Consider the following 25,581-nt stretch of genomic DNA (forward strand, 5'->3'; position numbering starts at 1 on the left):
GTGTGGGCCGGTAGCTCAGTTGGTAGAGCAACTGACTTTTAATCAGTAGGTCTCGGGTTCGGATCCCGACCGGCTCACCATTTTATCTAAATTAATCAATGGTTAGTGCTTGTGCTCAATAGGTTCTGCGTGAGGGTGACTTTCCGCCGGAAGCAGTAGGATTGAGAAAGTCGACAAATCTAGCGGTGCAGTTTAGCAACGAGACCGACTCGCCGAATCGCTTTGATAGTGGCGCTACAAGACATTCGTTGTTCTAAGGTTGACTTGTTCTTGGCTGCTATCGGACCTAAACTGCCGTTTGCACCCAGTGCTTATGACGCAAATCAACTTCACCAAAGCAGATGTTGCGGTATATAGGTTTCCGAGCTCGTGAACTGCTGGGCTTGGTTCGACCATTCGAGTTACATGAGTGTTCGAGAGATTGTCTTCATAATGGCGTCGAACCAATAGGGGCATTGAGTTGTGATCGTTTCGTAAAACTTGACGATCAACAGTTTGTTGCCAGTGATCCAACTTATCACGTCTGCACTGATCACCGCATTAACGGCGACCACGGCCTTCGATGATGAAACCGCCCAGACCTTTCGAGCAGTCGCACTAATGAAATTTTGGATACGGTTCTGTAATGACACCTCGGCCATCTGTGCAGAGGCTCCGTCACCCTTTGCAGCTTCCTGATCGGGTGATAACGGAACTGCAGCTTCGGCTATTCGAACTGTTGTCGCGCTTGTTAGTGTATCGGCAATCCTATCACCGACTTTTTGCGCTTCTGGGTCACGTGGCCCAGTTAGGTATTTACGCATTTTCCGATCAACCTCAGGGGCTCCTGGATGGCCTAAGTAAATATTCTATGGGTTTCGCAGGTCTTTCAGTGCGGCTTCGACAAGGGAGGCTAGTTCGTTATCGCCATTGCGGACCGAGGCTAGAAGCCCGCTTTCAACCCGTTCTTGCACCGCCTGCCAAATTGGATGAATAGGCCCGCGGGCGCGGTTGCTGTCGTTGATTGTGGTGCAGTAACTGATTTTCTCAAAGAAGGCGCGATAGGCATCGCCGATGGTGTCGCGCAAGTCTTGGTGCCTTCGGTGCGAAGCCCCCAATCTTCGGCAGTGTTGAATAGTTTGGATAACACAGCCAGCATACGGTTCGCTTGGTAGGGCGTTTTATCGCTAACCTTGAGGTGCAATGCGTCAATATCGGGGCGCGTGACTCCTTCAATCACATGGGGCCGATTGCGTGGATCAATAAGCGGGTTAAATTGCTTCGATAATCTCTCACCGTGGATGGTTTGCAGTGCCGCTCTGCGTAATCACGAATTAAACGCTCACAAAGTACCGCGACAGTTGGGGCTTGTCGGTGGGCCTGTCTATTACCGGACGGGTCATCACCACGCGCTACATCGCCCAACAGACGTTTAGCTTCTGAACCGGGCCTCGTCAGCGGTCAATACGACCTGCGCTCCAATTGTGTAGCGACGCGTACGCTTCTCTTGAAGAGTAGGGTCGACGTCTAGCGCTCGCGTCTCTTCGGATCCGATAATTTCCCTAGTCTTTGCGAACGTTGCCGAGATCATCCGTGCCACCGGCATATGTCAGCGGACTTAAAGGAAATATATTGCTCTTTGATCATCGATACGATCCGTTCGTCCTTAAATCGTGCCTACATAGCTGAGTTTTTTCTTCGAAATGAGGACAAACAGACTCAAAACTTCTCCTTGAGGATGTGCCTCTTTCTCAAGAAAAGCCTTGGTTGGGTTAGGGTACAATGCCCGTTTTTGAGGTGGAAACGATTTCGACGCCGATATCTCTGGACCTAATAGTAGGATCAGTCGTGCGATATTCTGGTATTATCTGGCGCGTAAATTACCTCAAATTTCTCAAAAATATCCCCTCACAAGAGATGTCGAAATTAAGGTCCATCCATCTGCAACCACGAAGAATGCCAGCTTGAATGGGAGGGACACAACGGCTGGAGGAACCATCATCATACCCATCGACATAAGCACGGCAGCCACCACAAGATCGATAATTAGGAATGGTAGGAAAACCAAAAATCCGATCTCGAACGCACGTTCAATTTCCGACAGCAGGAAAGATGGCACGAGCAGCGACAATGGGTGGTCCTGTGTGCTTTCGCCAAGAACCGCGTCAGGCCGTAAAGCTGCGAGAGAATTAAACGTTTCGTCATCAATTCGGCCCGCCATGAATTCTCTAAAAGGCGCCATAGCTTCCCTGAAAGCTTCTTCCATTGGTATTTGGTTTTCAATTAATGGCGAAATTCCCTTGATCCAGGCTTCTGTAAAAACGGGCTCCATGACGAAGTATGTCAAAAAAAGCGCTAAACTCACGATCAACATGTTAGGAGGAGATTGTTGTAGGCCAATTGCTTGTCGAAGTATTGACAGAACAGTCACAATAAATGGGAAACAGGTTACCATAATTGCTAGACCCGGAACGATACTTAAGATCGTTATTAAAGCGATCAGTTGAACGCTTCGAGCCGCAATCGAGCCATCGTCCCCCAGTGAGAGGGATAACTCTTGGGCGAAGGCGGGCTGATTTAAAACAACCAAGAATACGGTTGCGGCCCCCATCGCCCAAACTGTTTTAAAATTCATGATCCTAGAGGCTTTCCTGAATATTGATAACTTCCGTCAGGCGAACAGCAAGCTGTCCGGCCTTGTCGCCCTCCAGTTCTTGAAGCTCACCTTTTGCTATGAGTCGATTGCCGACAAACAATTCGACGGGCTGGTCGATTGTTCTGTCGAGTTCAAGGATGGAATCTTGATCCAGAAGTAGTAAGTCTTTCACCAATGGGCGGGCTTTTCCGACCGAAACAGTGATTTCAATAGGTACCTTTGTGAAAGGGTTACCTTTCTTGCCGTCGACCGAAGAGCTATCCATAATTTGTTTCCTTATCTTCCGTTTCAAAAAAACCGTCCAAGGCGCTTGAAAACCCGTCGAGTAACCCGTCCAAATCCACTTGGGTCTCCGCTTCCCCAATGCGGATATAGACCTGCCCGTCACCCAAGGATTCTTCCTCAATTATTTTGAGGGGAAGACTATCTTGACCTGCCGCCAGTTTTTCCAACGCTTGCCTGTTCATAGGTCCAACGACGAGTTCTACTGGGATCGAGCTTTGCGTTCCGGCCATCTCAATAATTTGATCGGCGACGAGTGGACCAATCGCACTTTTCGCCATTTTTGGAAGGACCTTGGCGACCATTTCTCGTAGGAGTGGCTCTAACGATTTTAAGATAGTGGCCCTTACTTCGTGGTACGTAAATGCGAGTTCATTGAGGTTTCGGGCGAAATCGGAAGAAACTCTCTCCTGATCAGAAACATGCGATGAAAGAGAATCGTCCCAACCCGCTTTGTAGCCTTGCTCGAAAGCCTCAAGTCTTGTTTCTTCTAGGGACGAAAAATCAAGCGCGTCGTCTTGCACGTGAGGCAAAACCTTGCCGCTTTCGAATACTTCAAATTTAAACGGTTTTGACATTACGCGGTTTCCTCGTCTTCCATCCAGCTTTTCAGGGTTGCGACGGTTTCCTCTTGGCGCTCCTTAATCATTTCTCGAAGCCTCGCGACGGGATCATCGGAATCCAACTCATTCATAGAGTTCCCCGCGAAGCCGGAGGCCATTGGGAGACTAGGGAGCCCCCCTAAATCGGGCAGGTCAAAATCAGTAACGGTCGACATCGCGGGAGAAGAGAAGCTGTTATCGTCGATCTCTCCATTTAAGGCGGGTGGTACCGAAAGGTCAAAACTGGGCATTGGGGGAATTGGCGGTGCGATAACTGGCTGCGGCGCACTACTGGCGATTTCAAGGGTGCCGCTGGTTAAAATTGGCCTTACGACAAACAACCCTAAAATAATTGCAACAAGGCCAAGGACCACCAGTTGAATAACCGTCATAACGTTGACACCCAAGGATGTAATCGTTGAAATTGTGGCCTCGGTGCCAACGTCGGCAAGCGGCTCAAAGGCCATGGATTTGATCGTTATGGTATCCCCACGTGATTCGTTGAAGCCCACGGTTGATGCGACAAGGTCTCTCAGGGATGCAATTTCTTCGTCGCTACGGGGTTGGAAGTTCTCGCTTCCATCTGCTTCAATAGTTCGCAATCCATCGACCAATACAGCGACACTTAAGCGCTTTATTGCTCCAGGAACCTTTAGGATTTCCCGCTTAACTTCGGAAACTTCGTAATTTGTGCGCTCCCGGATTTCACTGTTTTGACTGGTGCTGGTATCGCCACCAGCTTCCGCATCTCCTGCAGGAAGATTGCTCGCAACAGTAACACTACCGGATCCACTTTCATTTGAATTTGTGGAGCGTTCTTCTGTGTCGGTGCTGATTGCAACCCGAGAGTCAGGATCGAAAGTCCGCTCGAAAATGGATTCACTGTCGGTTTCCGTCTCGACGCTTACTTCTACAATAGCTTTTCCGACCCCAACCCGCGCCTCAATAATACGCTCCACACTTCGGCGCATTTCAAGGGCTTTATCGTCCGATGAACTCCCGCCAGACAGCGAATCATCGGCTCCGATAATCACTCCGGCGCGCGCATCGATGATTGACACATTTTCGGGAGTAAGACCCGCAACCGCTGATGCCACTAAATTTCTTAACGCCCGCGCTTGTGCACCGTCCACACCCGCGCCTTGACTGGAAACCGTCACAGATGCTGAAAGGCTCGTGTCGCGTCGGAAAGGTTGTGATGATGAGTTTGAAAGGTGAACTCTCGCGGATCGAATATTCGGGCTGACCAGAATTGTCCGCGCTAATTCCCCTTCTTTTGCGCGCCAATAAGCAGCATCGAACATTTGCGACGTCGTTCCGAATCCGGACAGCGTATCAAGGAGTTCGTAGCCCTTAGTACTATTGGCAGGAAGCCCTTCTGCCGCAAGCGTCATGCGCAACTCATCGCGGCGGCTCGAATCGACATAAATCGATTCCCCTCGGACTTCGTAGTCAACATTGCGCTGCTCAAGGCTTTCGACTACATCCCCTGCCGCATTTGCTTCGACGCCTGCATACAAGAGGGCCATTCCGGGATTTGCGGCAATACGAGAGAGCCCCAGAATCGCCGCGAACATAGCCACAGTAGAGACGACGACCATTATTTGGCGGCGCGGGTTGAGAGAAAACCAAACAGACAGGAGCTGTTGCAAATTGATATTCCTTTATTCAGGGCTTCTGCCACTTCTTCAAAAATGACTTTCTGCGAACAGCCTTAACAATCGGTTAGTTTTCGTCTGCCTATAAGGAACATGTTGAAACTTAATGGTGATGACATGGCCGACAAAGAGCAGCCTCCTGGCGAGAACGAACAGAAAAAGTCCTCCAAGAAACCTATGGTCATAGGTTTGGTCCTATTGCTTCTGGGGGGAGGCGGTGGCTTTGCTGCCGTAAAAACAGGGATGATTTTTGGCCAGCCAAGCGATGATCCGGAAATTGAACATGTGGAAATAGATGCGCTTCCCAATGTTGAGTTTGTTCCTCTAGATCCGTTGCTCATTTCACTGGGTGGTCCGGGCAGATCAAAGCATCTTCGCTTTACGGCTCAGATCGAAGTTGAGCCAAAAAGCGTTGCGGACGTTACGCGATTGGTTCCGCGCATTGTTGACGTCCTAAATAGTTATCTTCGGGCAGTTGATATCACCGAACTTGAGAGCCCGGCCTCGCTTATTAAGCTACGCGCGCAGATGCTGCGTCGTATTCAAATGGTAACTGGCGAGGGACACGTCCGGGATCTTCTCATCATGGAATTTGTTTTAAATTAGGAGGTTCCTATGACACTTATTGCCGACATATTACTCATCGCTGGCGCCCTTGGCTCCGCTATCTACTGCATCGTACTTTCCCGCCGACTCAAAAAATTCAATGATTTGGAGCATGGAGTGGGTGGTGCCGTGGCTTTGATGTCGACCCAAGTTGACGATATGACCAAAACTCTATCCAAAGCCCAAAACGCCGCAATTTCTTCCACTTCTTCACTATTAGAGTTAACGACGCGTGCTGAAAAATCCGCGCAACATTTGGAACTTCTCGTTGCTTCCTTGCACGACTTACCAAAAGCGTCTGAGCCTGAGTTGCGCCCGAAGGATGATGAGAAAGCCGTTGAGTATGAGGATCTTCAGTTTTTGCGGCACAGTCAAAAACCAAAAGAGGAGACTACCGCATGACGGCGAGCAAGCGTTCAACTCCGAAAAAGAGGAAAGCGAGGCAAGGCCGCTACGCTCTTTTCATTGTTTCGGCGCTTTTTGTAATGTCGGGAGTATTAAGGCTCGGTGGTGGAACCGGCATCGCCATAGCTAAGGAAATTGAAGCGCTTCGTGCAAATGAGAGTGATGGGGAATCAGCTTTGTGCGAACCAAGTGCTGGTATTGCAAATTTGCTTTCTGACCTAAGTTCACGAGAAGAACGCGTCATGAACAGAGAACTCGCGCTTGAGAATCGTATGGTCGCTCTCGAGTTGGCAGAGAAAAAATATTCTGAGAGTTTGGCCGAACTCATCGAGGCGGAATTGGCGCTGGACGCCACTATAGTACGAGCGGACTCCGCATCAGAATCGGATTTAGGCCAGTTAACCGCGATGTATGAAAACATGAAGTCAAAAGATGCCGCCGCGCTTTTCGAAGAAATGGATCCAAACTTTTCATCGGGTTTCCTCGTGCGAATGAAGCCAGATGCCGCGGCGGATATTCTGGCGGGGCTCAAACCAGAAACCGCCTATGCGATTAGCGTCATTCTGGCTGGCCGAAATGCCAATGTTCCTCGAGAAGGCCTGTAATCGAAAAACATTCTTAACACCCTTTTGCCATAGTGAGTGCAACAAAACTGAAATGGATCGATTTACGCTATGCTGGGAATTATTGGAATCATAGTCATATTTGTTATGGTATTTGGGGGATATCTCGCCGCTGGCGGTAAGATGTCAATTATCCTGAAGTCTCTTCCTTTCGAGTTTATGATGATTGGTGGCGCAGGTACTGGCGCATTTTTGATCTCTAACGATGGAGCCGGCGCGAAATCTACAATCAAAGATCTTGGAAAGGTCTTCAAAGGCGTTAAGTGGAAGCACTCAGACTATCGAGATATGCTTTGCCTGCTTTTTGAACTTATTCGTTTGGCTCGTCAAAACCCCGTTGGGCTTGAGGAGCACATAGAAGCACCAGAAACATCGTCAATTTTCACAAGATACCCGAAAATCCTGTCGGACAAAGAGGCTGTTGCACTCATTTGTGATACCCTTCGCTCGGCATCGATGAATTATGATGACCCGCATCAAGTAGAAGAAGTGCTTGAGAAGCGCATGGAGGCCAATTTACACCATGCGATGCACGGAAGCCACGCTATGCAATCACTTGCGGATGGCCTTCCTGCACTTGGAATTGTTGCCGCGGTTCTTGGCGTTATCAAAACAATGGCGTCTATCGACCAACCGCCGGAAGTTCTTGGGAAACTCATCGGCGGCGCTCTCGTTGGTACCTTTTTGGGTGTATTTTTAGCTTATGGATTGATGGGTCCATTCGCTGCAAAAGTACAGTCTGTTGTAGAGGAGGATTCACACTTTTATGGCCTAATTCGAGTAGTCTTAGTGGCAAATCTACATAATCATTCGACAAACATTTGTATAGAAGTCGGCAGGCAGAATACGCCAAGTCATAGTCGCCCAAGTTTTAGCGAACTGGAAGAAGCTCTAAAAGACGTGAAAACCGAGGCCGCATGAAACGGATCGTTCAAATAGTTTTATTGTTGTTGGTTTCTTTTCCAGCATACTCCCAAACAATTATCGCTAGGTCTGGGGAACATGAAAACTTTTCTCGTATTGTTTTGCCTTTTCAAAATGCGGTGACCTGGGAAATGGGGCGGTTTGATGGTGGATATATTGTACGATTTGAAACGCCAATTGATGAAATCGATTTTTCAAATGTGTATCGGCTAATACCGAGAACGCGGATTTCCGATCTCGAATTTTCATCGCAGAAAAACGAACTTAAGCTGTTTTTGAATTGCACCTGCCATGCAAATGCCTTCGATTTCAAAGAAGGGAAGCTGGTTTTGGACGTTTTAGATGGCCAACCAATCTCGGGCTCGCTGTTTGAAAACGCTCTAAGGAGTCCAGAAGATGAGGGACCAAACGACAGAACAGTGATCGCAGCTCAACCTATTATTCGATTACTTGAGACCAATGCGCCTCTTCAAGAAAAAAAAGACAATGATGTTAGTAAGTCAGAAATTGACAAAGCAAAAAAACATGCGCTAGATTTTGCTTTAAAACCACTGCCAGCTTCAGAACGCGGTGTTTCATTGTTGTTCGATACATTTCCTAGGCTTTTGGACGAACCCGCTAACACTGCTATTGCAGAAATTTCTAGTGGCAAAATAACAGGAATGGAATCGAAGTTGGCCACCCAAATTGGGCGCGCCTCCACCCAAGGTCTTCTAGAACCAAATTTGCTGGAAAGGCCGACCTTTCCACCTCAACCGATCATTCTGAATGAGCCGCTTGCCTCAGGAAATGTTGGCCCGGCTGCCGAGGTTCCCAACAAAAAAACTCCACATATCCGCATTCAAGCAACAACTAGCATTGATCAAGGCGTGATCGATGCGTTTGCCAACAGCGGTCCACTTCGAACGAATGGGCTACAGAACGAATGCCTACCGAAGGAGGCATTTAGTGTTGAAAATTGGGGAACCGAGGGGGCGATATTCTCGGGAGTTTCTAACGCTCGCATTCGGCTGTTTAGTGAATTCGACGCAGCATCAAATGAGGCGGCCGAAAGCCTCGCAATGGCGTATATTTACGCAACTTTCGGTAGTGAGGCAATGCAAGTAATTAAAACACAAAGTACTCAGCTTAGTAACCATAACTTGCTTTTTGAAATTGCTTGGACACTTGAGTATGGCAGCGGAATTCAGGAGGGTGTCCTGTCTGAACAGCTTAACTGCGCCACTGCGGGTGCCATGTGGGCAATTCTCTCAAGCGCTGAGATTCCGAAAAATCATTCTATTAACCTTCCTGTCGTGAAAAAATCGTTTTCTGAACTGCCACTACATCTGCGCCGCTATTTGGGCCCACGATTGGTAGAAAAGTTTTTACAAGCAAGCGATCGCAAAACGGCAGTAGAAATTAGGAATGCAGTTAGTCGGGCGGAAGGTCAACACGGCGACGAATTCACGTTAGCGGATGCCAAACTAGAAATAGCTCAAGGCTATCCGCTTAAGGCAATAGATTCACTGTCAACGATTGCTGGAGGTGGCTCGGAAACCTCAATCGAAGCTCTACTTGAAATTGTTCAAAATGAAATTTTAAATGAAAAACCTATTTTAGAATCCAGAATTCTGGAACTCGAAGCTCTGACCTTTGAATTGCGAGGTACTGAAACAGAAGCCAAAATCATACCTACGCTAGTAGCAGCTATAGTGAAAAAAAACAATCTTCAGAAGGCGTGGGACATCTTGGCAGCATCATCTGAAACGAACGTTTTGACACCAGAAATTAGCTTGAGCTTGTTTTCGCAAACTCTGATTGGGGCATACGAGAATATGGACAGTGCGAAATTTCTTGAGTTTATTTACACTAATGAAGAATTGATTGTTACGCTGGACATTTCTCGTTCTTTGAAACAGCGCTTGGCCAAGCGATTAGTTGACAATGGGTTATCAAGTTTTCCGGTAAAAATTTTAGGAATTCAAGATCAGGACGAGGAAGGTGACGCTTTGATCTTTGCCGCTGCTGCCAACAATAGAAACGAGCCGCACATGGCTATCGAGTTGACAGCAAATTACCCCAACAATGAAACAGCTATACGAATCCGAATCAGAGCCGCAGTTTTGTTAAAAGACAATAAGCTTAGAGCTTTTGAGGAAGCCAAGCTTGGCAATGATGACGCAGCCATTGAAGCTCAATGGAGAAGTCGTGACCTTGCGGCCATTTCTAGGCAATCATCTTCAGACTTAAGTGCGGCTGCCACGCTACTTGATGTGCAAGAGAAAACTTTCGTGGAGAATAAGGTCGGAGATATCAAACTTGCTTCATTGAGGGAAAAACTGAATGAAATTCGTAACGTTAGGAGAGTCGCAACCGAACTTCTAGTTAAATTTGGGGGCCCTTTAGGAGATGATTGAACCGGTTTTCACTTTGGAATAATATTGCCAGAATCCCTCTCTAAAAATAGTGGTGTTCGAAAGTAGAATTTCTTGGCAAGATAACTGAAGAGATTTTTGATGAAGGCAACACTATTTGGCGACGCACAAATCATGGGTATCTTTAAGCAGACAGAAGGCGGTTGTTGAACCAATCGACCCATTTGAGGGTTTCCCATTCTACAGCGTCAGCAGACTTCCATGGGCCTAATCTATGTTTGATTTCGGCTTTGAATAGGCTAATCATTGTCTCTGCCAGCGCGTTGCCCATTACGCCGCCTTGTGAAGAATTCACAATCAACGAACCTTCTTGAAGGGCCACGCGGGTTAAACCGCCGGCCGTGATGCTCACGCCCTTGGGGGACATCAATGCAAAGGGCCGCAAGTCGACGTGGCGCGGTGCGAGGTCTGAATCGTTGAAGATGGGCACAGTCGAGAGCGCCAAAGTTGGCTGGGCGATATAATTGGCGGGGCGCGCTTTGAGCTTCTCAGCGAAATCAGCCAGCTCTTGTTTGCTCGCGGCGGGGCCGACCAGCATTCCGTACCCCCAGAGCCATGAACCTCTTTGACGACCAAATCGGCAAGGTTCTCCAGAACACATTTCAAGGTATCGGGCTCTGAGCATCGGTGGGTTAGTACGTTTTTCAAAATCGCGCGCTCACCCGTATAGAACTAAATAATATCAGGCATATAGCTGTATGTCGTCCTGTCATCCGCCACCCCAGTTCCGGATGCGTTTGCGATTGTAATATTTCCTGCACGGTAGATATCCATGATGACCGGAACCCCGAGCATGGAATTCGGATTGAAGGTCAGCGGATCGAGATATTCGTCGTCCACACGGCGATAAATCACATCGATCACTTTATAGCCACGCGTCGTGCGCATGGCGATATTCCCGTCGACAACCCGCAAATCATGGCCCTCAACCAGCTCAACGCCCATTTGGTCCGCAAGGAAACTATGCTCGTAATATGCCGAGTTATGCATTCCGGGCGTACGCACCACAGCGCAAGGCCTGCCTGAACAGGAGGCGGGTGCGGAGGCTTCGAGCGCGCGGCGCAGGTTCTTGGTATAGTCGCTGACCTGCTGAACTTTGATCGTGCTGAAAAGCTCGGGGAACATTTGCAACATCGTCTCGCGGTTCTCCAGCATATAGCTGACCCCGGATGGCGTGCGCGCATTGTCTTCCAGAATAAAGAATTCATCCTCGCCCGTGCGCACGATATCGGCCCCCGTGATATGAGTGTAAACATTCCCTGGTGGGCAAAAATCAATCATCTGCGGCAAGAACGCTTCGTTCTGGGCGATCAATTCGGTGGGGATGATCCCCGCCCGCAGAATTTCTTGCCTATTATAGATGTCATGCAGGAAGGCATTGATCGCAAAGACGCGTTGTTCGATGCCTTTTGAAAGTTTGCACCATTCTTTATTGTCCAAAATTCGCGGGACCAAATCAAATGGGATTAGCCGCTCTTTTGCCTGTACTGACGTGGTGCCGACCATCCTTGAAGGGTCTTGGGTTTCTGCACCGGACATTGTTTATGATCCTTCAGTAGGATGAAGCCTTTGACATTGGCGCTGACGGGTGTGAACGATGTCGGTTACAAACTGTCGGTCAAACTGGCAGCCAAGGTCGATTAGTTGACGGTCAAAGCTGATCGACCACAGCTGAGTGACGCGATGCAAAAAAAACCAGCGTTAACAAGAAAAACCAAGAAGTTCGGCAATTTTCGCGACGGCATAAAGGGAAGATTTTCCAGGGAGCGTGGCGCGACTGTGATCTATAGTGTACCTGTTGATGAGTGCAGCTAGGGGCATATGCTCGGCGTTTTTGAACACCCGACTTTTGCATTGACGGACTGAGCGAATGAGTTTCAGGTGTCTTTATGATCCGCCCTAATTTTCTTACCTCTGCAGACCGCCTTGAGCTTTTATCCTGCGTGAAGCGCCAGCGTGAGGATTACGGGGTTGCGCGGCGGGCGAATGCGCTTTCGCTGCTGAATGATGGGATGTCATGTGCCCAAATCGCAAAGGTTCTGTTTCTGGACGACGACACGGTGCGCAGCTGGCACAAGCAATATTTGGCTGAGGACTGGGAGGCCGTCGCCTACGATGGGTGGAAAGGCGGGCAGTCACGGATGACGATTGCTCATGAGGCGGATTTGAGCGAATGGCTTGAGGAACGGTTCTGCCGTTCAACGGCGCAGATCAGAGCCTATATGGGTGCAAAATTCAACATCCACTATCTCATTCTGGCTGCATCAAGATTCTGGCCCGTCTGGGGTTCGAGTATCGCAAACCAAAGGCGCTGCCCCGTGTGGCTGACGTTGAAAAGCAGGCCGCATTCATCGCATTTCATACGAACCTACTGAATAACTTGCCTGCCGACGAGGCCGTCGACTTCTCGGATGCAGTTCATCCGGAATATCAAAGCAAACCCAGCCATGGTTGGGCTCGCAAAGGGTCAAATCCCGCCATCCAAACGACATCTGGGCGCGTGAACATTCACGGCGCTCTGAACCTGGAAACCTTTGACGCGCCCTTCGTTGAACCAACCACCGTCGATGGGGTCAGCTCCGTTCAGCTTCTCGCCAAAATTGAGGCCAGAAACCCTGACAAACGTATCATTCACGTCATTTGGGACAATGCCCCATACCACAAAGGCCCCAATGTCAGAGCGTTCCTGTGGTAATCCCCCGAAAAGTGGTTGTGTTGAAAACTAGAATTTTCGCGGCATGATATGCCAAGGAGATTCACTATGAAGAAGTCACGATATTCAGAGGCGCAGATTGTCTCGATCTTGAAGGAAGCTGAGAACGGCGTGCCTGTTCCTGAGCTGTGTCGAACGCACGGGATGAGCAGTGCAGCATTTTACCAATGGCATTCAAAGTTCGGCGGATTGGATGCATCAATGATCTCAGAGATGAAGCAACTTCAGGCTGAGAACGCCCGTCTCAAGCGGATGTATGCGGACATCGCGATGCAAAACGAGTTGATCAAGGAAGCGCTGGCAAAAAAGTAGCGAGGCCATCTCAGAGACGGGAACCTCTCAGTGAATGTACCATTCACCTGCCGGTCAGTGGATGGCCGTTTATGCAATCGCAACGCAAGGCGTCAGCATAGTTTTGGCATGCCGGGCTTTTGGCCTCAGCCAGCGCTGTTTCCGGTACCAGCGGGTTTTAGGTTGTGAGAATGCTGAGATCGCCGATTGGCTACTGGCGTTGACCAACGCGCGGCGAAACTGGGGCTTTGGCCTGTGTTTTCTGTATCTGCGTAACGTGAAGGGCTTTGGCTGGAACCATAAGAGGGTCTATCGCATCTACTGCGAGTTAGAGCTAAATCTGCAGATCAAGCCTAAAAAGCGGCTTAAGCGCGACCGCCCAGATCCTTTATCGGTGCCAGACAGCCCAAATCAGGTGTGGTCAATGGACTTTATGGCTGATCAGCTGTGGAATGGGAAATCCTTCAGAACATTAAACGTGCTGGATGACTTCAATCGCGAAGGCCTGTGCATAGAGGTGGACTTTTCGCTGCCTGCTGAACGTGTAGTTCGCAGTTTGAACCAGATCACTGAGTGGCGCGGTCAGCCGCAGGCAATTCGCGTCGACAACGTCCTATGTGCGGAATAGTTGGCTGATTTGGCATCAGGTCATTGTCGTGTCGAGGCGAGGCGTCTCAACATGTTCAAAGCATGGCTTAGTTCGGCTTTTTGGTCAACGACAGTCTCTCCCATAACAAACACAGAGTACGCTTTTGCGGCTCTCACCGTCCTTAAGACTAGATCATCGGGTCGCTAACACAGAAGGCCTGAACATTATCTACGAGGTCAGTTGCCTACCTCCACGGCCCTTACAAAGAAAGGTCCTTCTGCGATCGATCACCCCTCAAAGAAGGGGCGATAGGGTTCGCCATGTTTAATGATCCCATGAACAGTACGGGCCATCTTGGCGGCGATTGCGGTATATGCTTTGCGGCGCAAATGTTTGTTGTGGCGGTCCTTCGCGATGTAGCGTTCGAACTTGTCTCGAAAGCTGTTGGTCCGCTGCAGAATGGCGACCTGGCCTGCCATCCAGAGGGTGCGGCGCAGTCGGGCATTACCATATTTTGACAGCTTGGTTTGGCCCCGGAATGTGCCCGATTGGATCGTCGCGAGGTCCATTCCACAGAACTTTAAGAACTGTCGGTGATGTGCAAACCGGCGCAGGTCACCTGCTTCCGCCAGAATGGTCAGGGCGTTAACCGGACCGATGTCAGGGACCGATGTCAGCAATTGATAGTCAGGCAGATCTTTGAGAAGCGCCACGGCACGATCCTCAATCTGATTGCGTTGCGCGATGAGACTGCGACCTTCACCGAGGACCAAACGGAACATGCCGATCGCGTCAGAATCGGGAGCAATAGGCAGCCCCACAGATGCTTTGGCGGTCTCATAAATGTCAGCAAGCAAACGTTCTTTTGCAACCTTACGGCCCACAACGTCCCAGGCGTCAGCGGTAAATGCGTCCTTGCTCATGGCTGAGATAAAGTGTGGTGATGGATAGCGCTCAAGGAATGCAAAGAACCAGTCGCTGCGCGAGCTGCGGTGAAAGCGGTCGGCTTCGGGTAAATACAGCGGTAGGTAATGTGTCAGCACTCGGTGCCACAGTTCTGTCTTTGACTTGGACACGTGTCATGGGTTTTAGACAGCTCTTGGATGTCGTTCGTTCCACACACCAGTGGGTCGTGATAAAACTGCTCATTCCCGATCTCCATCATGTGAAGGATGGCCTGAGCGTCCTTGGGGTCGTTCTTGTCCCAGCTGTTATGCAGAGCTTCCCGGGTACGCGCCAAAGCCCATGACGATACCAACTTCACCTCAAAGCCTGCGGTTGCGAGGCGATAAGCAAAGGCGCGGTGGTAATTACCAGTCGCCTCAAAAGCTGCGCGCACTGGACGGCCATAACTGGCCAATGATGTGATCAACCGCTGGAAGTCCTCCATTTGGTTGAGGACAGTCAAACGGCGGCGGCGCTTTTTGCCTAGAATGGCTATCAAAACTTCATGCCGTGCTTTGGCGATGTCGATGGCCACTAAAACTGCTGCATCTTGTGCAATAACAATCTCGGTCATAGTCGGTCTTCTTTGCAGTGTGGTTTGTTGCAAAAACCACTGTAGGGACCTGAGGCGAGGCTATGACCACCTGCTGCGCTATTTGGGGGCTGCGCAGGCGGTCATAGCTTCTCAGCCAGCATCATTCCGAAGGTGTTACGGTCCAGAATATCTCAGCGAAACGCTGGTATCCTGGGCTTCAAAGCATCAAATCACCCTGTCATACATACAGCCGGGCAAGCCCCAGCAAAACGCATATGTCGAGCGCTACAATCGGACTGTTCGCATAGAGTGGCTGGGAACTTATATTTTTCACACAATCCAAGAGGTGCAAAATCACGCCACACAATGGCTATGGACTTACAACAATGATCGCCCGAATATGGGCCTCGGCGGGCTTACCCCGGCGATGAAACTGAACCAGCACCAAATGGCTGCGTAGTTCTAGTTGCAAACGCCTCCACAAATGGGGGGATTACCCTGTCGCGCAAAAACTGTCGCATTCATCTGATCCAACTGCCGCCCTATTGCCCTCAATTCAATCCCATTGAGAGGCTCTGGGCCATCATGCACAGCCACGTCACCCATAATCGGCACTATCCAACGTAAAAACACTTCGCCAACACAATCTTGAACTTTATGCGAGGGGTCGTCCCAAAACAGTGGCGCAACTTTCGAGATCAAGTAACTGCTAACTTCCGCATCATCTCACATCGCAACGTTCGGGTTGTGCAGTAGCCGCAGTATAGCAATTTGGAGACGGCGAAATTAGGATGAAGGCACACGGATTTACTCCGTCCCGTTCTTTTTGACTGTGAGTTTCCCACATGGCACTGCCCAAAACCCCCTCCAACGACACCCCCCTCAATACTTCCGTAGAGGAATCGCAGTCAGACGCTGTTGCGCGTCGCTTAAAGGGTGAATTTGTCCGTGGGGTAAGTGGGTTTCGCAGCGTTTTGGAGGAGGACTCTGACTTTCCCGCCGAGCCAAACCGCTACCACCTTTTCGTCGCGCTCAATTGCCCATGGTGCCACCGCGTGACCCTCGCAAGAAACGTCCTTGGCCTCCAAAATAGCATCACCATGGACGTGGCTTTTCCTAACCGCACCTTGGAGGACGATCCCGTCGCGGCCAGCCTTTGGGAGTTTAATCCACAACGGGTCGCAACGCTCACGGGCGCGCCGCTTCCTGAATGCACTTCAGAAACCGCAACGGGACAGCAGTTTCGTTTGGTAAAGCAAATCTATGAAGCGGAGGGCGCGTTAGAAACCAGCGTGCCGATCCTTTACGACAAGAAAACCAAGCGCATTGTGGCAAATGAAAGTGCCGAGATTATACGGATGCTCAATAGGTACGCGGGGAAACTTGGCAGCACACTGTCCGATGCTGACCGTCCGGATTTGTACCCGACGGACAACGCGCCCCTGTGTGATGAGATCGACCGTCTAAACCACCAAATCTACGTTAATATCAACAACGGGGCCTATAAGGCGGGTTTCTCTTCGAGCCAAGACGTCTATGCGACGGCCTTCGAAAACTATTTTGAGGCGCTGGGCGTGTTAGAGCAGCACCTCGCAGCAGACAATCGCCCCTACCTGACAGGTGAAACCTTTACGGAAGCTGATCTGCGCCTGTTCCCGACCCTTTTTCGCCATGACCCTGTGTACTATCTGCGGATGAAGTTGAACGGGGCCATGATTTTGGACTACCCGCATCTTTGGCGTTGGATCTGCCGTGTCTACGCACTTCAAGGGGTCGCGGACAGCAGTGCGCTGGTGCATTGTCGCCAAGGATATTTTGGACGGTCATGGAACAATGTGGTGCCGCTGGGGCCGTTTCGTCCGATGACCTACCCCGAGGCCTTTGCGCACCCAGAACTTGCGCGTTAGGCCCCCCGAAAGTAACCAAATATGCGTTGATTAAAGCATTAGCGCCTTGTTCACGAGATCGTCTTTGCCAAGATACTTTGAGACATCGACGCCCCGCTCCTCCAGTGCTTCGACAAGTTCAGTCTCGCTCAATTCCTCAATCGCTTCGGTGGTCATTTTTAGGAAATTGATCTTGCGCTTGATCGCAGGATTGGTTTCGCCGAACACACTGCGGTTTTCAAAGGCAAACTCCTGCGCATATTTGCCCATAAAATGGGTGAGGAACGTATTGATACTAGGCCGAACCCGCGGGTCATCGGTCATATGTTTTGCCGTGGCGTCGAGGGTCTCCAGCATCAGTTTTGACCAGCGTTCCGCGCCCTTGTCGTTCATCAACTGAATCGCATTGTGCGTGTGATGAAAGTTCAGCCGGAATTCCGCACCGTGGTAATAGGGACCGCCCCCCATCACATCAATCCACATCGCCGCTTGGGTATTTATGTGGTGGTCAACGCCGCCAACGCGGGCAAAAACCGAGGTAAACCATGCTTCGTCCGCAAAGACACGCTCGTAAAAATCGGCAACGATATTGACGATCCGATCCTGCCCCAATACGGAATACAACTGCCAGAATTGTATCGGTTTTGAGACATCATTTGCGGCCGTAAGCGATACGATCTGGGGAAGTCTGTGTGCGTCGGGTGGAAGCACCTTCTTTGCGATCGCGGCGGTTATATAATCCCGTTGGATTTTTTCGGACATATAGCCATGCCGCGTTGGAAATCGGGGAAACTCAAATTTGGTCACAAGCTTGTCCTTTCGCACATAGATATGGGAATGATGTGTTCGTCGGACCTATATAGGGAGCCTTACACCGCCTTAACAGGGGGGCAATTTTTGGCCTGAGTACGTAATCGGGCAGCACCAAGGGTGGTACTGCCCAAATTTTGTGGGATGTATTGATAGCTGAACCGCTACAAAGCGACGCCGAAAATCAATCCAGCAGCAGCAGTTGCGACCATGGCGAGTGTGCCCCAGAAAATCACACGCAAGGCGCCTTTCAGGATCCCAGCCCCTCCGACGGACGCGCCAAGCCCACCCAGCGTCGCAAGAGCGACAAGCGTGGCAAGTCCAACAGCGATTGGCACCTGAGACACTGGCACTAATGCGGCGACAATCAAGGGAGCACCCGCACCGACGGCGAACGTCACGGCTGACACAACCGCTGCTTGAAGAGGACGCGCAGCAACCATATCAGAAATACCGAGTTCGTCCCGAACATGCGCTCCAAGGGCATCCTTTTCGGTGAGTTGGATGGCAACTTGGCGCGCCAAATCTTCATCCAAACCACGCTCGACATAGATACGGGCCAATTCTTGAAGTTCGGCTTCGGGTGCTTCCACCAACTCTCTGGCCTCCCGCGCGATGTCGGCCTGCTCTGCATCTGATTGCGAACTGACAGACACATACTCGCCCGCCGCCATAGACATCGCCCCCGCGACAAGGCCAGCGAAGCCCGCGATCAGAATTTCGGGGTGTCCGGAGCCCGCCGTTGCAACCCCGATAATCAGGCTGGCCGTTGAAACAAGGCCGTCATTCGCCCCCATAACGGCGGCACGGAGCCAGCCAATGCGATGCACAAAGTGTTTTTCGTCGTGTCTTGAAATGCTCATTTGGGTTGGCCTTATTGCTCTTGCGATTTGGGGCGCGTAACGTCTTGAATTGCGGCCAAGGTAGTTTCTCGTGGTTTGATCCTCAAGGCACGAAGTGCGTTCAGAATAACCGCGGCGTCAATTACTTCCTGAAACAACGCGCCCTGCACAGGCGAAAGGTATCCAAGGGCCGCGGCGATCATCCCCGCAAAGGAAAGGCCAATCCCCGCAATCACACTTTCCAATGCAATCCGCCGCGCGCCCTGCGCCACCTCGATTCCTGAAAGCAGGGGACTCAGGCGGTCAACAAGAAGCACCATGTCTGCTGCCTCGGCGGAGGCCGCCGTTCCGCGCACCCCCATCGCCACTCCAATGTTCGCAGCCGCAAGAGCTGGCGCGTCGTTCACGCCATCACCAACCATCATCACCGGTCCGTTTTCGCGCTCTGACAAAACCAGACGAACCTTTTGATCTGGCGTCAAATCGGAGCAAATCGCGTCAAAGCCCAACCCTTCGGTTACTGCTTCAGCAACGGCGCGTCGGTCGCCCGTTGCGAGCAGGATACGTTTGATGCCCGTCCGACGAAGCCCTGTCAAAAGCTCGGAAGTGCCCGATCTCAAAGCATCGGCCATCACCAAATGACCCGCCAATTGTCCGTCCACAGCAAGGGCCACAAGGATAGCGCCCGGTTCTTGAGGGGCCGCGCTAGAACTTGATGCTCCCACTTGCTCCATCACAAAGTTTAACCCGCCAACAAGAATGCGCCGCCCGTCAACCGTACCGCGAACGCCATCGCCGGGTGTCTCGACGATATCCAGCGGGATCGGCAAAACAATATCGCGCGCCTGCGCTGCGGCGACGATTGCCTGCGCGATGGGGTGTTTGGACCCTTGATCCAAAGCCGCCGCAAAATAGAGAATTTCGTCTTCTGATAATACGCCATGGCTTTGGATCGACACAATCTGTGGGCGGCCATCCGTGAGCGTGCCTGTTTTGTCGAGGATCAGCGTTTGAATGCCCGCCAAAGCTTCCAGTGGTTTGGCACCCTTGATCAGGGCGCCGTAATGAGCGGCGCGCGACAATCCCGCGACTAGGGCAACAGGTACTGCCAAAATTAAAGGGCAAGGCGTCGCCACAACCAGCACGGCCACGGCACGGATTGGATCGCCCGTGAACCACCATGCTGCAGTTGCCACCACGACAGTCACGACCAGAAAAAGCAGCGAATAGCGGTCTGCCAGACGTGCCATCGGCGCTTTTGATTTTTGCGCGGCTTCGACCAATCGAACGATCCCAGCATAGGTACTCTGTGCGGCGGGGAGGGTCGCGCGCAAGTCATAGGCCTCGCCGGAATTGGTTGAACCGCTCATTATATCGTCGCCGCGAGCAAGACGCACAGGCATGGCTTCGCCCGTCAAAGCGGATTGATCGAGCATCGCGCGATCGCTCTCCAAGGTCCCATCGACGGGGGCAATATCTCCCTGCCGGATCAAGAGCAAATCGTTGGGTTTGATATCGTCCAGCGGCACCTCGTCCAGCGCGCCGTTGCGATGCCGTGTTGCGGTTCGTGGTACGCGCGACAACAGATTGCTCATCTCGCGTCGCGCCCGTCCTTCGGCAAAACTTTCGAGATAGGTTCCACCCGAATACATCAAGGCCACGACGGCAGCGGCGAGAGTCTCCCCAAAAACAAGGGCCGCAGCCATTGACAGCGCAGCAACGATATCAAGTCCAACTTCGCCTTTTCGCAGACTACGGGCAATCTCGATGACAAGGGCGGCAAGAACCGGAAGCACTCCAACTGTCCATGTGTAGGTGGCCAGCTCGGTGAAATCTGCCACCAAAAGTCCGAGACCAGCAAGCAAGCCGACAAGCGCGATTGCCAAAAGGACGACGTTGAGGCGATTTGAGATCATAAGAATATCTTTCCCGAAAAAAGCCATACTCCCCCGTTGATACAGGCCGCGAGCCGCTTCAAGTTTGGAACGAGTCTAAAGTCGAATTTTCAACCCTTCAAGCAGTCCGCTTTCCCAAACTAAAGTGGACTGCGATGATTTAGCAAAGCGCAGATTGCCGCATAGCGGTGATTATCCGCACCCCAAAAGGGGGTTTGAGGGTGCGGTTACTGAAGTTTCGAGGTGCCAAAATTGAGGGAGTCCGTGACGGCTTTCACCAGATCTTTGCGGCGCACGGGTTTACTTAGGCGAATATCTTCGGCGCGCAACCCGTTGCCGTGGACGGCGGCCTCGCTGGCATAACCCGTCATGAAAACGACCGCAAGATTGGGGTAGTCTCCGCGCAATGCTTTTGCGAGGGTGGTGCCCTGAAGGTTTCCGGGCATGACAATATCCGTCAAGAGCAGGTCAAAGGTAGGTTTATTCACGAATATTTTAAAGGCCTCATCGCCATTTTCGGCGGCCGTAACCTGAAAGCCTTCCCGTTCTAGCAATTCGCAAATATTCTCGCGGACCCCTTTTTCATCTTCCGCCACAAGGATGTGTGCTTTCGCCTTTTGGTCTGCAGAAATCTCAATTCTGGGCTTCTCTGGCCGGACACTATCCGACCCTAATGCGTGGAAATAGAGCTTGAATGTCGTCCCGACACCGGGTTCGGAATAGACCTGAATTGAACCACCCGATTGCTTGATAAATCCCTGAACCATTGGCAATCCCATGCCAGACCCCTCGCCTGGACCTTTCGTCGTAAAGAACGGGTCGAAAATATTCTCCAATGTTGCGCTCGAAATGCCGACCCCCGTATCACTCACCGCCAGCATCACATAGCGGCCAGGTCGAAGGTCTTGATCTTTAGCGCTTATGTAGTCTTGATCAATCCGCACATTCGCGGTTTCAATCGTTAGTTTTCCACCGTCCGGCATCGCATCGCGCGCATTTAGAATGAGGTTAAGCAGGGCGCTGATGGTTGTGCTTTTGTCTGCCTCAACGGGCCAAAGCCCCGCCAGCAAGGAGGTTTCGACCTCAATGTTTTCCGGCAGCGTGCGGCCAATCCAATTGCGCGCGCTGCGTGTAACATCGTTGATATCAAGTACCGTGGGATCAAGGGGCGCCTTACGGGCAAAGGCCAACATACTTTGCGTAAGTTCGCCGCCCCGCTCCGTCGCTTCAAGGCAGTTTTCGATCATTTCGCGCAAATCGCCCTGCTGCAAATCCTCCAGCATTATCTCCAAGTTGCCCATGATGATCGCAAGGATATTGTTGAAATCATGCGCAACGCCCCCCGTCAGTTGCCCGATACTTTTTTGCCGCTCCGCCTGTTGCGCAATTTCTGTTTGCCGGCGAGCTTCTTGTTCCGCGCGCACCTCATTCGATACATCCAATGCAATACAATACCACGTTGTTAGACCCATTTTATTCAAATGGGGGCGGCCGCTTACATGAATCCATTTTTCCTCGCCTTGTGGCGTGCGTGCCCTCCACCGTCCAGTCCAAGCCTTTCCTGTAGTTTCGGAACTAAAAATGGCGTCCCGAAACTCCTGCGTGTGTTCTGGTGTGAAAATTTTACGGAAACTATCCATGTCATGTTCAATTTCGTGTCCATGCATGCCCCACAACTCAAAACATCCGGGGCTTATGTGCCGGATTATGCCTTTGCGTTCATTATCGAGTTCGAGTTCAAAAATCACGCCGGGTACTGCTTCGGCCACAGACTCCAACCATTGCTCGGCCACGCCTCTTTTAAGATCGCTCGCCATGCGACGCTTTGTTTCTGCGACCAATTCTGCGTTTGTCTCCCTCCAATAGTTGAGACGAAACCCGGCAACCAATATTCCCAGAAGGGAACTTACAACTGAAATGAAAATAAATCCGAACCAATTGACGGGATTTTCATGGTAGGTCGCTATGTCAATTATGGGAAGTTGGCCGCCATTTAAATAGAGACGTGATATGGCGAAAGTGCCACCCATGGCTGCCGCAAGCGTTAAAAAACCAGGGCGAACACCCCAAACCACAGTCACGACAATCGGTAGGACCGCCAAAAACGACAAGGTTGGTGCCGCTAGGCCAAACCGGACGACACCCAGAAGGCTAAGTCCAATAAGAACGGCAATCGCAAGCGCAAAAACGTTTAGCATTGGAAAGCGTTTGCGAAGTAGCAATGCGGCTACAAAAAGCATTGCCAACAACGTTTGGATTGCAGGCACAACGCCCCATCCGTACTGATAGAACCGAAGAACCATTACCACAAACCCGAAGAGCGTCACCCACAACATAACACCCACGAATTTCTCAACAACGCGCGCTTGCTTTTGTGCAGCTTTTGACGGGTTTAGATCTGGAGTATTCTCTGTGTGATCCATTCGAATACTTCCTTTTCACGGTTTTTTTCAAGGAGACGCTATTATCCCGATTAGGGGCAAACAAAAATCAACAATTCTAGAAACTATTTCAACCGATAGTTGATTGTGCGGCTTTCTGGTCGACACTTATGCCAAGAAACCCCTTTGAATTGATTTATTAACGTCAATTTTCAAAAATGCGGTGATTTTTGATTTTCTAATCGCTGAGGACCCTTGCAAGACGAATGTCGGTATTCGGCAATTGTACCTACTAGGCGCCTCTGCGATGATAGGCTTCGCTTCAGGGAGGCACACGCATGGAAAATCCAACAAAATTCGATCAGAGCCCCCTTTATCGGTGGGTCATTTTGGGCGTGTCGATGGTGATCCTTGCGGTGACGATGGGCCAGCTTGTGAATGGGTTGTCTGTGTATTTCGTGCCCATCGGCGCGACCGAAGGCTGGAGCCGTGGCGACATCGCTTTGATCAACACGTGTGGGCTTTTGGGGCTTGGTGTTGGCTCGATCCTTATGGGCTATGCTGCCGAACGTTATGGCATCCGCAAGGTTGTGCTCTTTGGCATTGCCGCGACGGGGATTGCGATTACCGTTGCCTCGGGTGCCACGGCACTTTGGCAATTCTATTTGCTCTTTTTCTTGGCGGGGGCGCTGGGTGGCGGGGCAATTTCCGCACCGCTTATGGCACTTGTCGGGAATTGGTTTGTGGTCGGCGCGGGAATGGCAATTGGGTTGGCGTCGGCGGGGCAAGCGCTCGGGCAAGGCGGCGTACCGTTCTCGGGAGCATTTCTGATTGAGGCGCTGGGCTGGCGCGGAGCAATGATGACACAAGGGTTGATTACCTTGGCCGTTTTGTTGCCGCTTGGCCTGTTCCTGCGCGACCCACCCGTGATTGCGCATAGTGCCAAACTCTCTGACGAGACTCCGTCCGGCTTACCAAATAGTGTGATTACCGCGTGGATTTCCTTGGCGGTGATTTTCTGTTGCACTTGTATGGCCGTCCCCCTGATGCACCTTGTTCCCCTCATCCAAGGGCGCGGATTTGAAGCCCCTCAAGCGGGTAGTGTTCTGTTTGTTATGCTGATGGTCGCGATACTTGGCCGCCTAGCTTTTGGCAAACTGACCGACCTTATCGGTGCGATTCCCTCCTACTTTCTCGCGTCGGCATGGCAGACCGTGCTGGTGCTTGGATTTGTGTTTATCGACCGTTTGGATGTGTTTTATCTCTACGCGATGATTTACGGATTTGGCTATGCGGGCGTAATGACAACGATCATTGTCACCACCCGCAATCATACGGCACCTGCCCGCCGCGCGTCTTCCCTAGGGATCATTATGGCGTTCGCTTATGCGGGGCACGGGCTTGGTGGCTGGCAGGGCGGATACTTTTTTGACCTGACGGGCAGCTACCATTGGACCTATGCGAATGCGGCCATCGCGGGCGGCATCAACCTTGCGATTGTTGCCGCGCTTTGGATCACAGTGCGCAGTCGTGCACGCGTGGTGGTGGCGTAACTTAGGCTTCCGTTGGAGCCAGTTGCGCTTCTTTCACGGCGATTTCCGCCATTGCAAGCATTGCTTCGCGCGTTTGTGCGGCGGCGATGAAACGGCCGTTGTGGCAAAAAGTTGCGCCGGCAACACCGGAGGCGGCCTCAAGGTCCGCATTGGTGAGACCCGCCCATGACGCAGGCAAATCGGCCCGCAATTCAAAGCCCTCATCGTTAAGGCGGATACCCATCAACGACCAGTCTTTGCCGCGTGGGTTCACAACATACAAAAGGTGATCAGCCCCCGCCTTTTTCACAGCGGAGCGGTAAGGCATGCCCATGGGCAGTTCCAGAATCTTGCTCTCGCCCGCGGCGACGATGGCGGTATGAACAACAGTCTCTGCCCGCAGTTTGGCGGCACTTCTGGCGATCCGAGCCTCTACAAAAACACGGGCCACATTAAGCGCCGTGTGGAAGGCTTCGGTTTCGGCGTCTTGACCCGTCACATCAAACACAGGTTTGAGCGTTTCGAGCAATGCTGAGAGCGTAAGTCCCGCGAGCGGCCCCGCGATGGACGGGCTAAGCGCTCCGTTGTCCACCAAATCGATTGGCAAAACAAAGCCCTTGTCAAACGAGGCAAAAACCAAATCCAAATCCGCTTCAGGCACGCCCGAAGCCATCAAATAATCGCGCCCGTAATGCTTCCAAATCAGGCCAAAAGAGCTGTAGGGTTGTTCGTCGTCGCGCAGGGGGCATCGCGCTGGTGGTGGTCGAAAATCCGAAGTTCAGCATCATAGGAGCCGCCCACATCGTAAATGATTTTGTCTTCGCTTGGGGTAATCCATTCGGGCGCGCGGCTGCGTACAATTTTGGCTTCGGGGAAGATCCGCGTCAAAATCACACTTGAGAGCAATTCATCCGCATGGAAACCACCGGAATGGGTGACAAGGTAAGTTGGGGTCATTTGGAAATCACTTTGCAAGTTTAGAGAGGAGGGCGCTTTGAGCGCCGTAGATA

Annotated in this window: 20 protein-coding genes, 1 tRNA gene and 6 pseudogenes; 13 read left to right on the forward strand and 14 right to left on the reverse strand. The window is 51.3% G+C overall.

Annotated elements, in window-relative coordinates:
* Positions 1–4: 4 nt before the first annotated feature.
* Positions 5–80, forward strand: a tRNA-Lys gene (locus tag RC74_RS07330).
* A gap of 321 nt (positions 81–401) precedes the next feature.
* On the opposite strand, the gene RC74_RS07335 is transcribed toward RC74_RS07330, so the two are convergent.
* The 6 genes from RC74_RS07335 to fliF form a co-directional block, all read right to left on the reverse strand.
* Complete coding sequence (locus RC74_RS07335) at positions 402–803, reverse strand: hypothetical protein (protein ID WP_039003221.1); 402 nt, start codon at positions 801–803, stop codon at positions 402–404.
* 45 nt (positions 804–848) lie between these two features.
* Entirely contained in the window at positions 849–1,067 is a 219-nt protein-coding gene (locus tag RC74_RS07340) for a hypothetical protein (RefSeq protein WP_039003220.1), read from the reverse strand.
* A gap of 806 nt (positions 1,068–1,873) precedes the next feature.
* Positions 1,874–2,614, reverse strand: coding sequence for a flagellar type III secretion system pore protein FliP (fliP, locus tag RC74_RS07345; protein WP_082802212.1), 741 nt, complete (start codon positions 2,612–2,614; stop codon positions 1,874–1,876).
* A gap of 4 nt (positions 2,615–2,618) precedes the next feature.
* Positions 2,619–2,900 (reverse strand): FliM/FliN family flagellar motor switch protein, encoded by a 282-nt coding sequence (locus tag RC74_RS07350; RefSeq protein WP_082802213.1) that lies wholly within the window; start codon positions 2,898–2,900, stop codon positions 2,619–2,621.
* The gene (locus tag RC74_RS07355) at positions 2,893–3,495 is read right to left on the reverse strand and encodes a FliH/SctL family protein (protein ID WP_052274944.1); all 603 of its coding nucleotides are present in this window, start codon (positions 3,493–3,495) and stop codon (positions 2,893–2,895) included. Before RC74_RS07355 ends, RC74_RS07350 begins: the two co-directional genes overlap by 8 nt.
* Positions 3,495–5,171, reverse strand: a complete 1,677-nt coding sequence (gene fliF, locus RC74_RS07360) for a flagellar basal-body MS-ring/collar protein FliF (protein WP_039003219.1) — start codon at positions 5,169–5,171, stop codon at positions 3,495–3,497. The genes RC74_RS07355 and fliF overlap by 1 nt, the downstream gene beginning before the upstream one ends.
* A gap of 123 nt (positions 5,172–5,294) precedes the next feature.
* Here fliF and RC74_RS07365 point away from each other — a divergent pair, with 123 nt between their 5' ends.
* From RC74_RS07365 to RC74_RS07385, 5 genes are all read left to right on the forward strand, one after another.
* A complete protein-coding gene (locus RC74_RS07365) occupies positions 5,295–5,783 on the forward strand; it encodes a flagellar basal body-associated FliL family protein (protein WP_039003255.1) in 489 nt (162 codons plus the stop codon).
* A gap of 9 nt (positions 5,784–5,792) precedes the next feature.
* Positions 5,793–6,185, forward strand: coding sequence for a hypothetical protein (locus RC74_RS07370; protein ID WP_039003218.1), 393 nt, complete (start codon positions 5,793–5,795; stop codon positions 6,183–6,185).
* Entirely contained in the window at positions 6,182–6,793 is a 612-nt protein-coding gene (locus RC74_RS07375) for a MotE family protein (RefSeq protein WP_039003217.1), read from the forward strand. The genes RC74_RS07370 and RC74_RS07375 overlap by 4 nt, the downstream gene beginning before the upstream one ends.
* A 69-nt stretch (positions 6,794–6,862) precedes the next feature.
* Positions 6,863–7,732: a flagellar motor stator protein MotA gene (motA, locus tag RC74_RS07380; RefSeq protein ID WP_039003216.1), complete on the forward strand. Its 870-nt coding sequence runs from the start codon at positions 6,863–6,865 to the stop codon at positions 7,730–7,732.
* Entirely contained in the window at positions 7,729–10,134 is a 2,406-nt protein-coding gene (locus tag RC74_RS07385) for a hypothetical protein (RefSeq protein ID WP_039003215.1), read from the forward strand. Before motA ends, RC74_RS07385 begins: the two co-directional genes overlap by 4 nt.
* A gap of 151 nt (positions 10,135–10,285) precedes the next feature.
* Here the strand turns inward: RC74_RS07385 and RC74_RS22095 are convergent.
* Both RC74_RS22095 and RC74_RS07390 read right to left on the reverse strand, forming a co-directional pair.
* A pseudogene (locus RC74_RS22095) lies at positions 10,286–10,423 on the reverse strand (IS3 family transposase); the annotation flags it as partial.
* A gap of 105 nt (positions 10,424–10,528) precedes the next feature.
* A pseudogene (locus RC74_RS07390) lies at positions 10,529–11,691 on the reverse strand (circularly permuted type 2 ATP-grasp protein); the annotation flags it as partial.
* Between the two features lie 350 nt (positions 11,692–12,041).
* Between RC74_RS07390 and RC74_RS22905 the strand changes: the two are divergent.
* The 3 genes and pseudogenes from RC74_RS22905 to RC74_RS21650 form a co-directional block, all read left to right on the forward strand.
* Positions 12,042–12,527: a helix-turn-helix domain-containing protein gene (locus RC74_RS22905; protein WP_236940044.1), complete on the forward strand. Its 486-nt coding sequence runs from the start codon at positions 12,042–12,044 to the stop codon at positions 12,525–12,527.
* A complete protein-coding gene (locus RC74_RS22910; RefSeq protein WP_236940045.1) occupies positions 12,473–12,847 on the forward strand; it encodes a transposase in 375 nt (124 codons plus the stop codon). Before RC74_RS22905 ends, RC74_RS22910 begins: the two co-directional genes overlap by 55 nt.
* Before the next feature lie 66 nt (positions 12,848–12,913).
* Positions 12,914–13,766, forward strand: a pseudogene (locus tag RC74_RS21650) (transposase); the annotation flags it as partial.
* Between the two features lie 266 nt (positions 13,767–14,032).
* Here the strand turns inward: RC74_RS21650 and RC74_RS07410 are convergent.
* Positions 14,033–15,264: pseudogene (locus RC74_RS07410) on the reverse strand (IS110 family RNA-guided transposase).
* Positions 15,265–15,376: 112 nt separating this feature from the next.
* Here RC74_RS07410 and RC74_RS22100 point away from each other — a divergent pair.
* The 3 genes and pseudogenes from RC74_RS22100 to RC74_RS07425 all read left to right on the forward strand — a co-directional run.
* Positions 15,377–15,685: pseudogene (locus RC74_RS22100) on the forward strand (transposase); the annotation flags it as partial.
* A 74-nt stretch (positions 15,686–15,759) separates the two neighbouring features.
* On the forward strand, positions 15,760–15,852 hold the full coding sequence (locus RC74_RS23715; RefSeq protein ID WP_417935186.1) for a transposase: 93 nt from the start codon (positions 15,760–15,762) through the stop codon (positions 15,850–15,852).
* 218 nt (positions 15,853–16,070) lie between these two features.
* Positions 16,071–17,132 (forward strand): glutathione S-transferase C-terminal domain-containing protein, encoded by a 1,062-nt coding sequence (locus RC74_RS07425; RefSeq protein ID WP_039003709.1) that lies wholly within the window; start codon positions 16,071–16,073, stop codon positions 17,130–17,132.
* Between the two features lie 30 nt (positions 17,133–17,162).
* Here the strand turns inward: RC74_RS07425 and RC74_RS07430 are convergent, their stop codons facing one another.
* The 4 genes from RC74_RS07430 to RC74_RS07445 all read right to left on the reverse strand — a co-directional run bounded on the left by RC74_RS07430 (position 17,163) and on the right by RC74_RS07445 (position 23,081).
* Positions 17,163–17,918 (reverse strand): globin domain-containing protein, encoded by a 756-nt coding sequence (locus tag RC74_RS07430; protein ID WP_039003708.1) that lies wholly within the window; start codon positions 17,916–17,918, stop codon positions 17,163–17,165.
* Positions 17,919–18,085: 167 nt separating this feature from the next.
* Positions 18,086–18,784 (reverse strand): VIT1/CCC1 transporter family protein, encoded by a 699-nt coding sequence (locus RC74_RS07435; protein ID WP_039003707.1) that lies wholly within the window; start codon positions 18,782–18,784, stop codon positions 18,086–18,088.
* Positions 18,785–18,795: 11 nt separating this feature from the next.
* A complete protein-coding gene (locus RC74_RS07440; RefSeq protein ID WP_039003716.1) occupies positions 18,796–20,679 on the reverse strand; it encodes a heavy metal translocating P-type ATPase in 1,884 nt (627 codons plus the stop codon).
* A 206-nt stretch (positions 20,680–20,885) separates the two neighbouring features.
* Complete coding sequence (locus RC74_RS07445) at positions 20,886–23,081, reverse strand: hybrid sensor histidine kinase/response regulator (protein WP_052275018.1); 2,196 nt, start codon at positions 23,079–23,081, stop codon at positions 20,886–20,888.
* A 296-nt stretch (positions 23,082–23,377) separates the two neighbouring features.
* Here RC74_RS07445 and RC74_RS07450 point away from each other — a divergent pair, with 296 nt between their 5' ends.
* Complete coding sequence (locus RC74_RS07450) at positions 23,378–24,592, forward strand: MFS transporter (protein WP_052275017.1); 1,215 nt, start codon at positions 23,378–23,380, stop codon at positions 24,590–24,592.
* 1 nt (position 24,593) lies between these two features.
* On the opposite strand, the pseudogene RC74_RS07455 reads toward RC74_RS07450, so the two are convergent.
* A pseudogene (locus tag RC74_RS07455) lies at positions 24,594–25,528 on the reverse strand (MYG1 family protein).
* Positions 25,529–25,581: the final 53 nt, after the last annotated feature.

It is taken from the genome of Falsihalocynthiibacter arcticus, from assembly GCF_000812665.2.
Taxonomy (GTDB): Bacteria; Pseudomonadota; Alphaproteobacteria; order Rhodobacterales; family Rhodobacteraceae; genus Falsihalocynthiibacter; species Falsihalocynthiibacter arcticus.

Bases quoted from the DNA above. Each gene is read 5' to 3' on its own strand.
- RC74_RS07335 (WP_039003221.1), bottom strand. From the start codon at position 803: ATGCGTAAATACCTAACTGGGCCACGTGACCCAGAAGCGCAAAAAGTC.
- fliP (WP_082802212.1), bottom strand. From the start codon at position 2,614: ATGAATTTTAAAACAGTTTGGGCGATGGGGGCCGCAACCGTATTCTTG.
- RC74_RS07350 (WP_082802213.1), bottom strand. From the start codon at position 2,900: ATGGATAGCTCTTCGGTCGACGGCAAGAAAGGTAACCCTTTCACAAAG.
- RC74_RS07355 (WP_052274944.1), bottom strand. From the start codon at position 3,495: ATGTCAAAACCGTTTAAATTTGAAGTATTCGAAAGCGGCAAGGTTTTG.
- RC74_RS07365 (WP_039003255.1), top strand. From the start codon at position 5,295: ATGGCCGACAAAGAGCAGCCTCCTGGCGAGAACGAACAGAAAAAGTCC.
- RC74_RS07370 (WP_039003218.1), top strand. From the start codon at position 5,793: ATGACACTTATTGCCGACATATTACTCATCGCTGGCGCCCTTGGCTCC.
- RC74_RS07375 (WP_039003217.1), top strand. From the start codon at position 6,182: ATGACGGCGAGCAAGCGTTCAACTCCGAAAAAGAGGAAAGCGAGGCAA.
- motA (WP_039003216.1), top strand. From the start codon at position 6,863: ATGCTGGGAATTATTGGAATCATAGTCATATTTGTTATGGTATTTGGG.
- RC74_RS07385 (WP_039003215.1), top strand. From the start codon at position 7,729: ATGAAACGGATCGTTCAAATAGTTTTATTGTTGTTGGTTTCTTTTCCA.
- RC74_RS22905 (WP_236940044.1), top strand. From the start codon at position 12,042: ATGATCCGCCCTAATTTTCTTACCTCTGCAGACCGCCTTGAGCTTTTA.
- RC74_RS07425 (WP_039003709.1), top strand. From the start codon at position 16,071: ATGGCACTGCCCAAAACCCCCTCCAACGACACCCCCCTCAATACTTCC.
- RC74_RS07435 (WP_039003707.1), bottom strand. From the start codon at position 18,784: ATGAGCATTTCAAGACACGACGAAAAACACTTTGTGCATCGCATTGGC.
- RC74_RS07440 (WP_039003716.1), bottom strand. From the start codon at position 20,679: ATGATCTCAAATCGCCTCAACGTCGTCCTTTTGGCAATCGCGCTTGTC.
- RC74_RS07445 (WP_052275018.1), bottom strand. From the start codon at position 23,081: ATGGATCACACAGAGAATACTCCAGATCTAAACCCGTCAAAAGCTGCA.
- RC74_RS07450 (WP_052275017.1), top strand. From the start codon at position 23,378: ATGGAAAATCCAACAAAATTCGATCAGAGCCCCCTTTATCGGTGGGTC.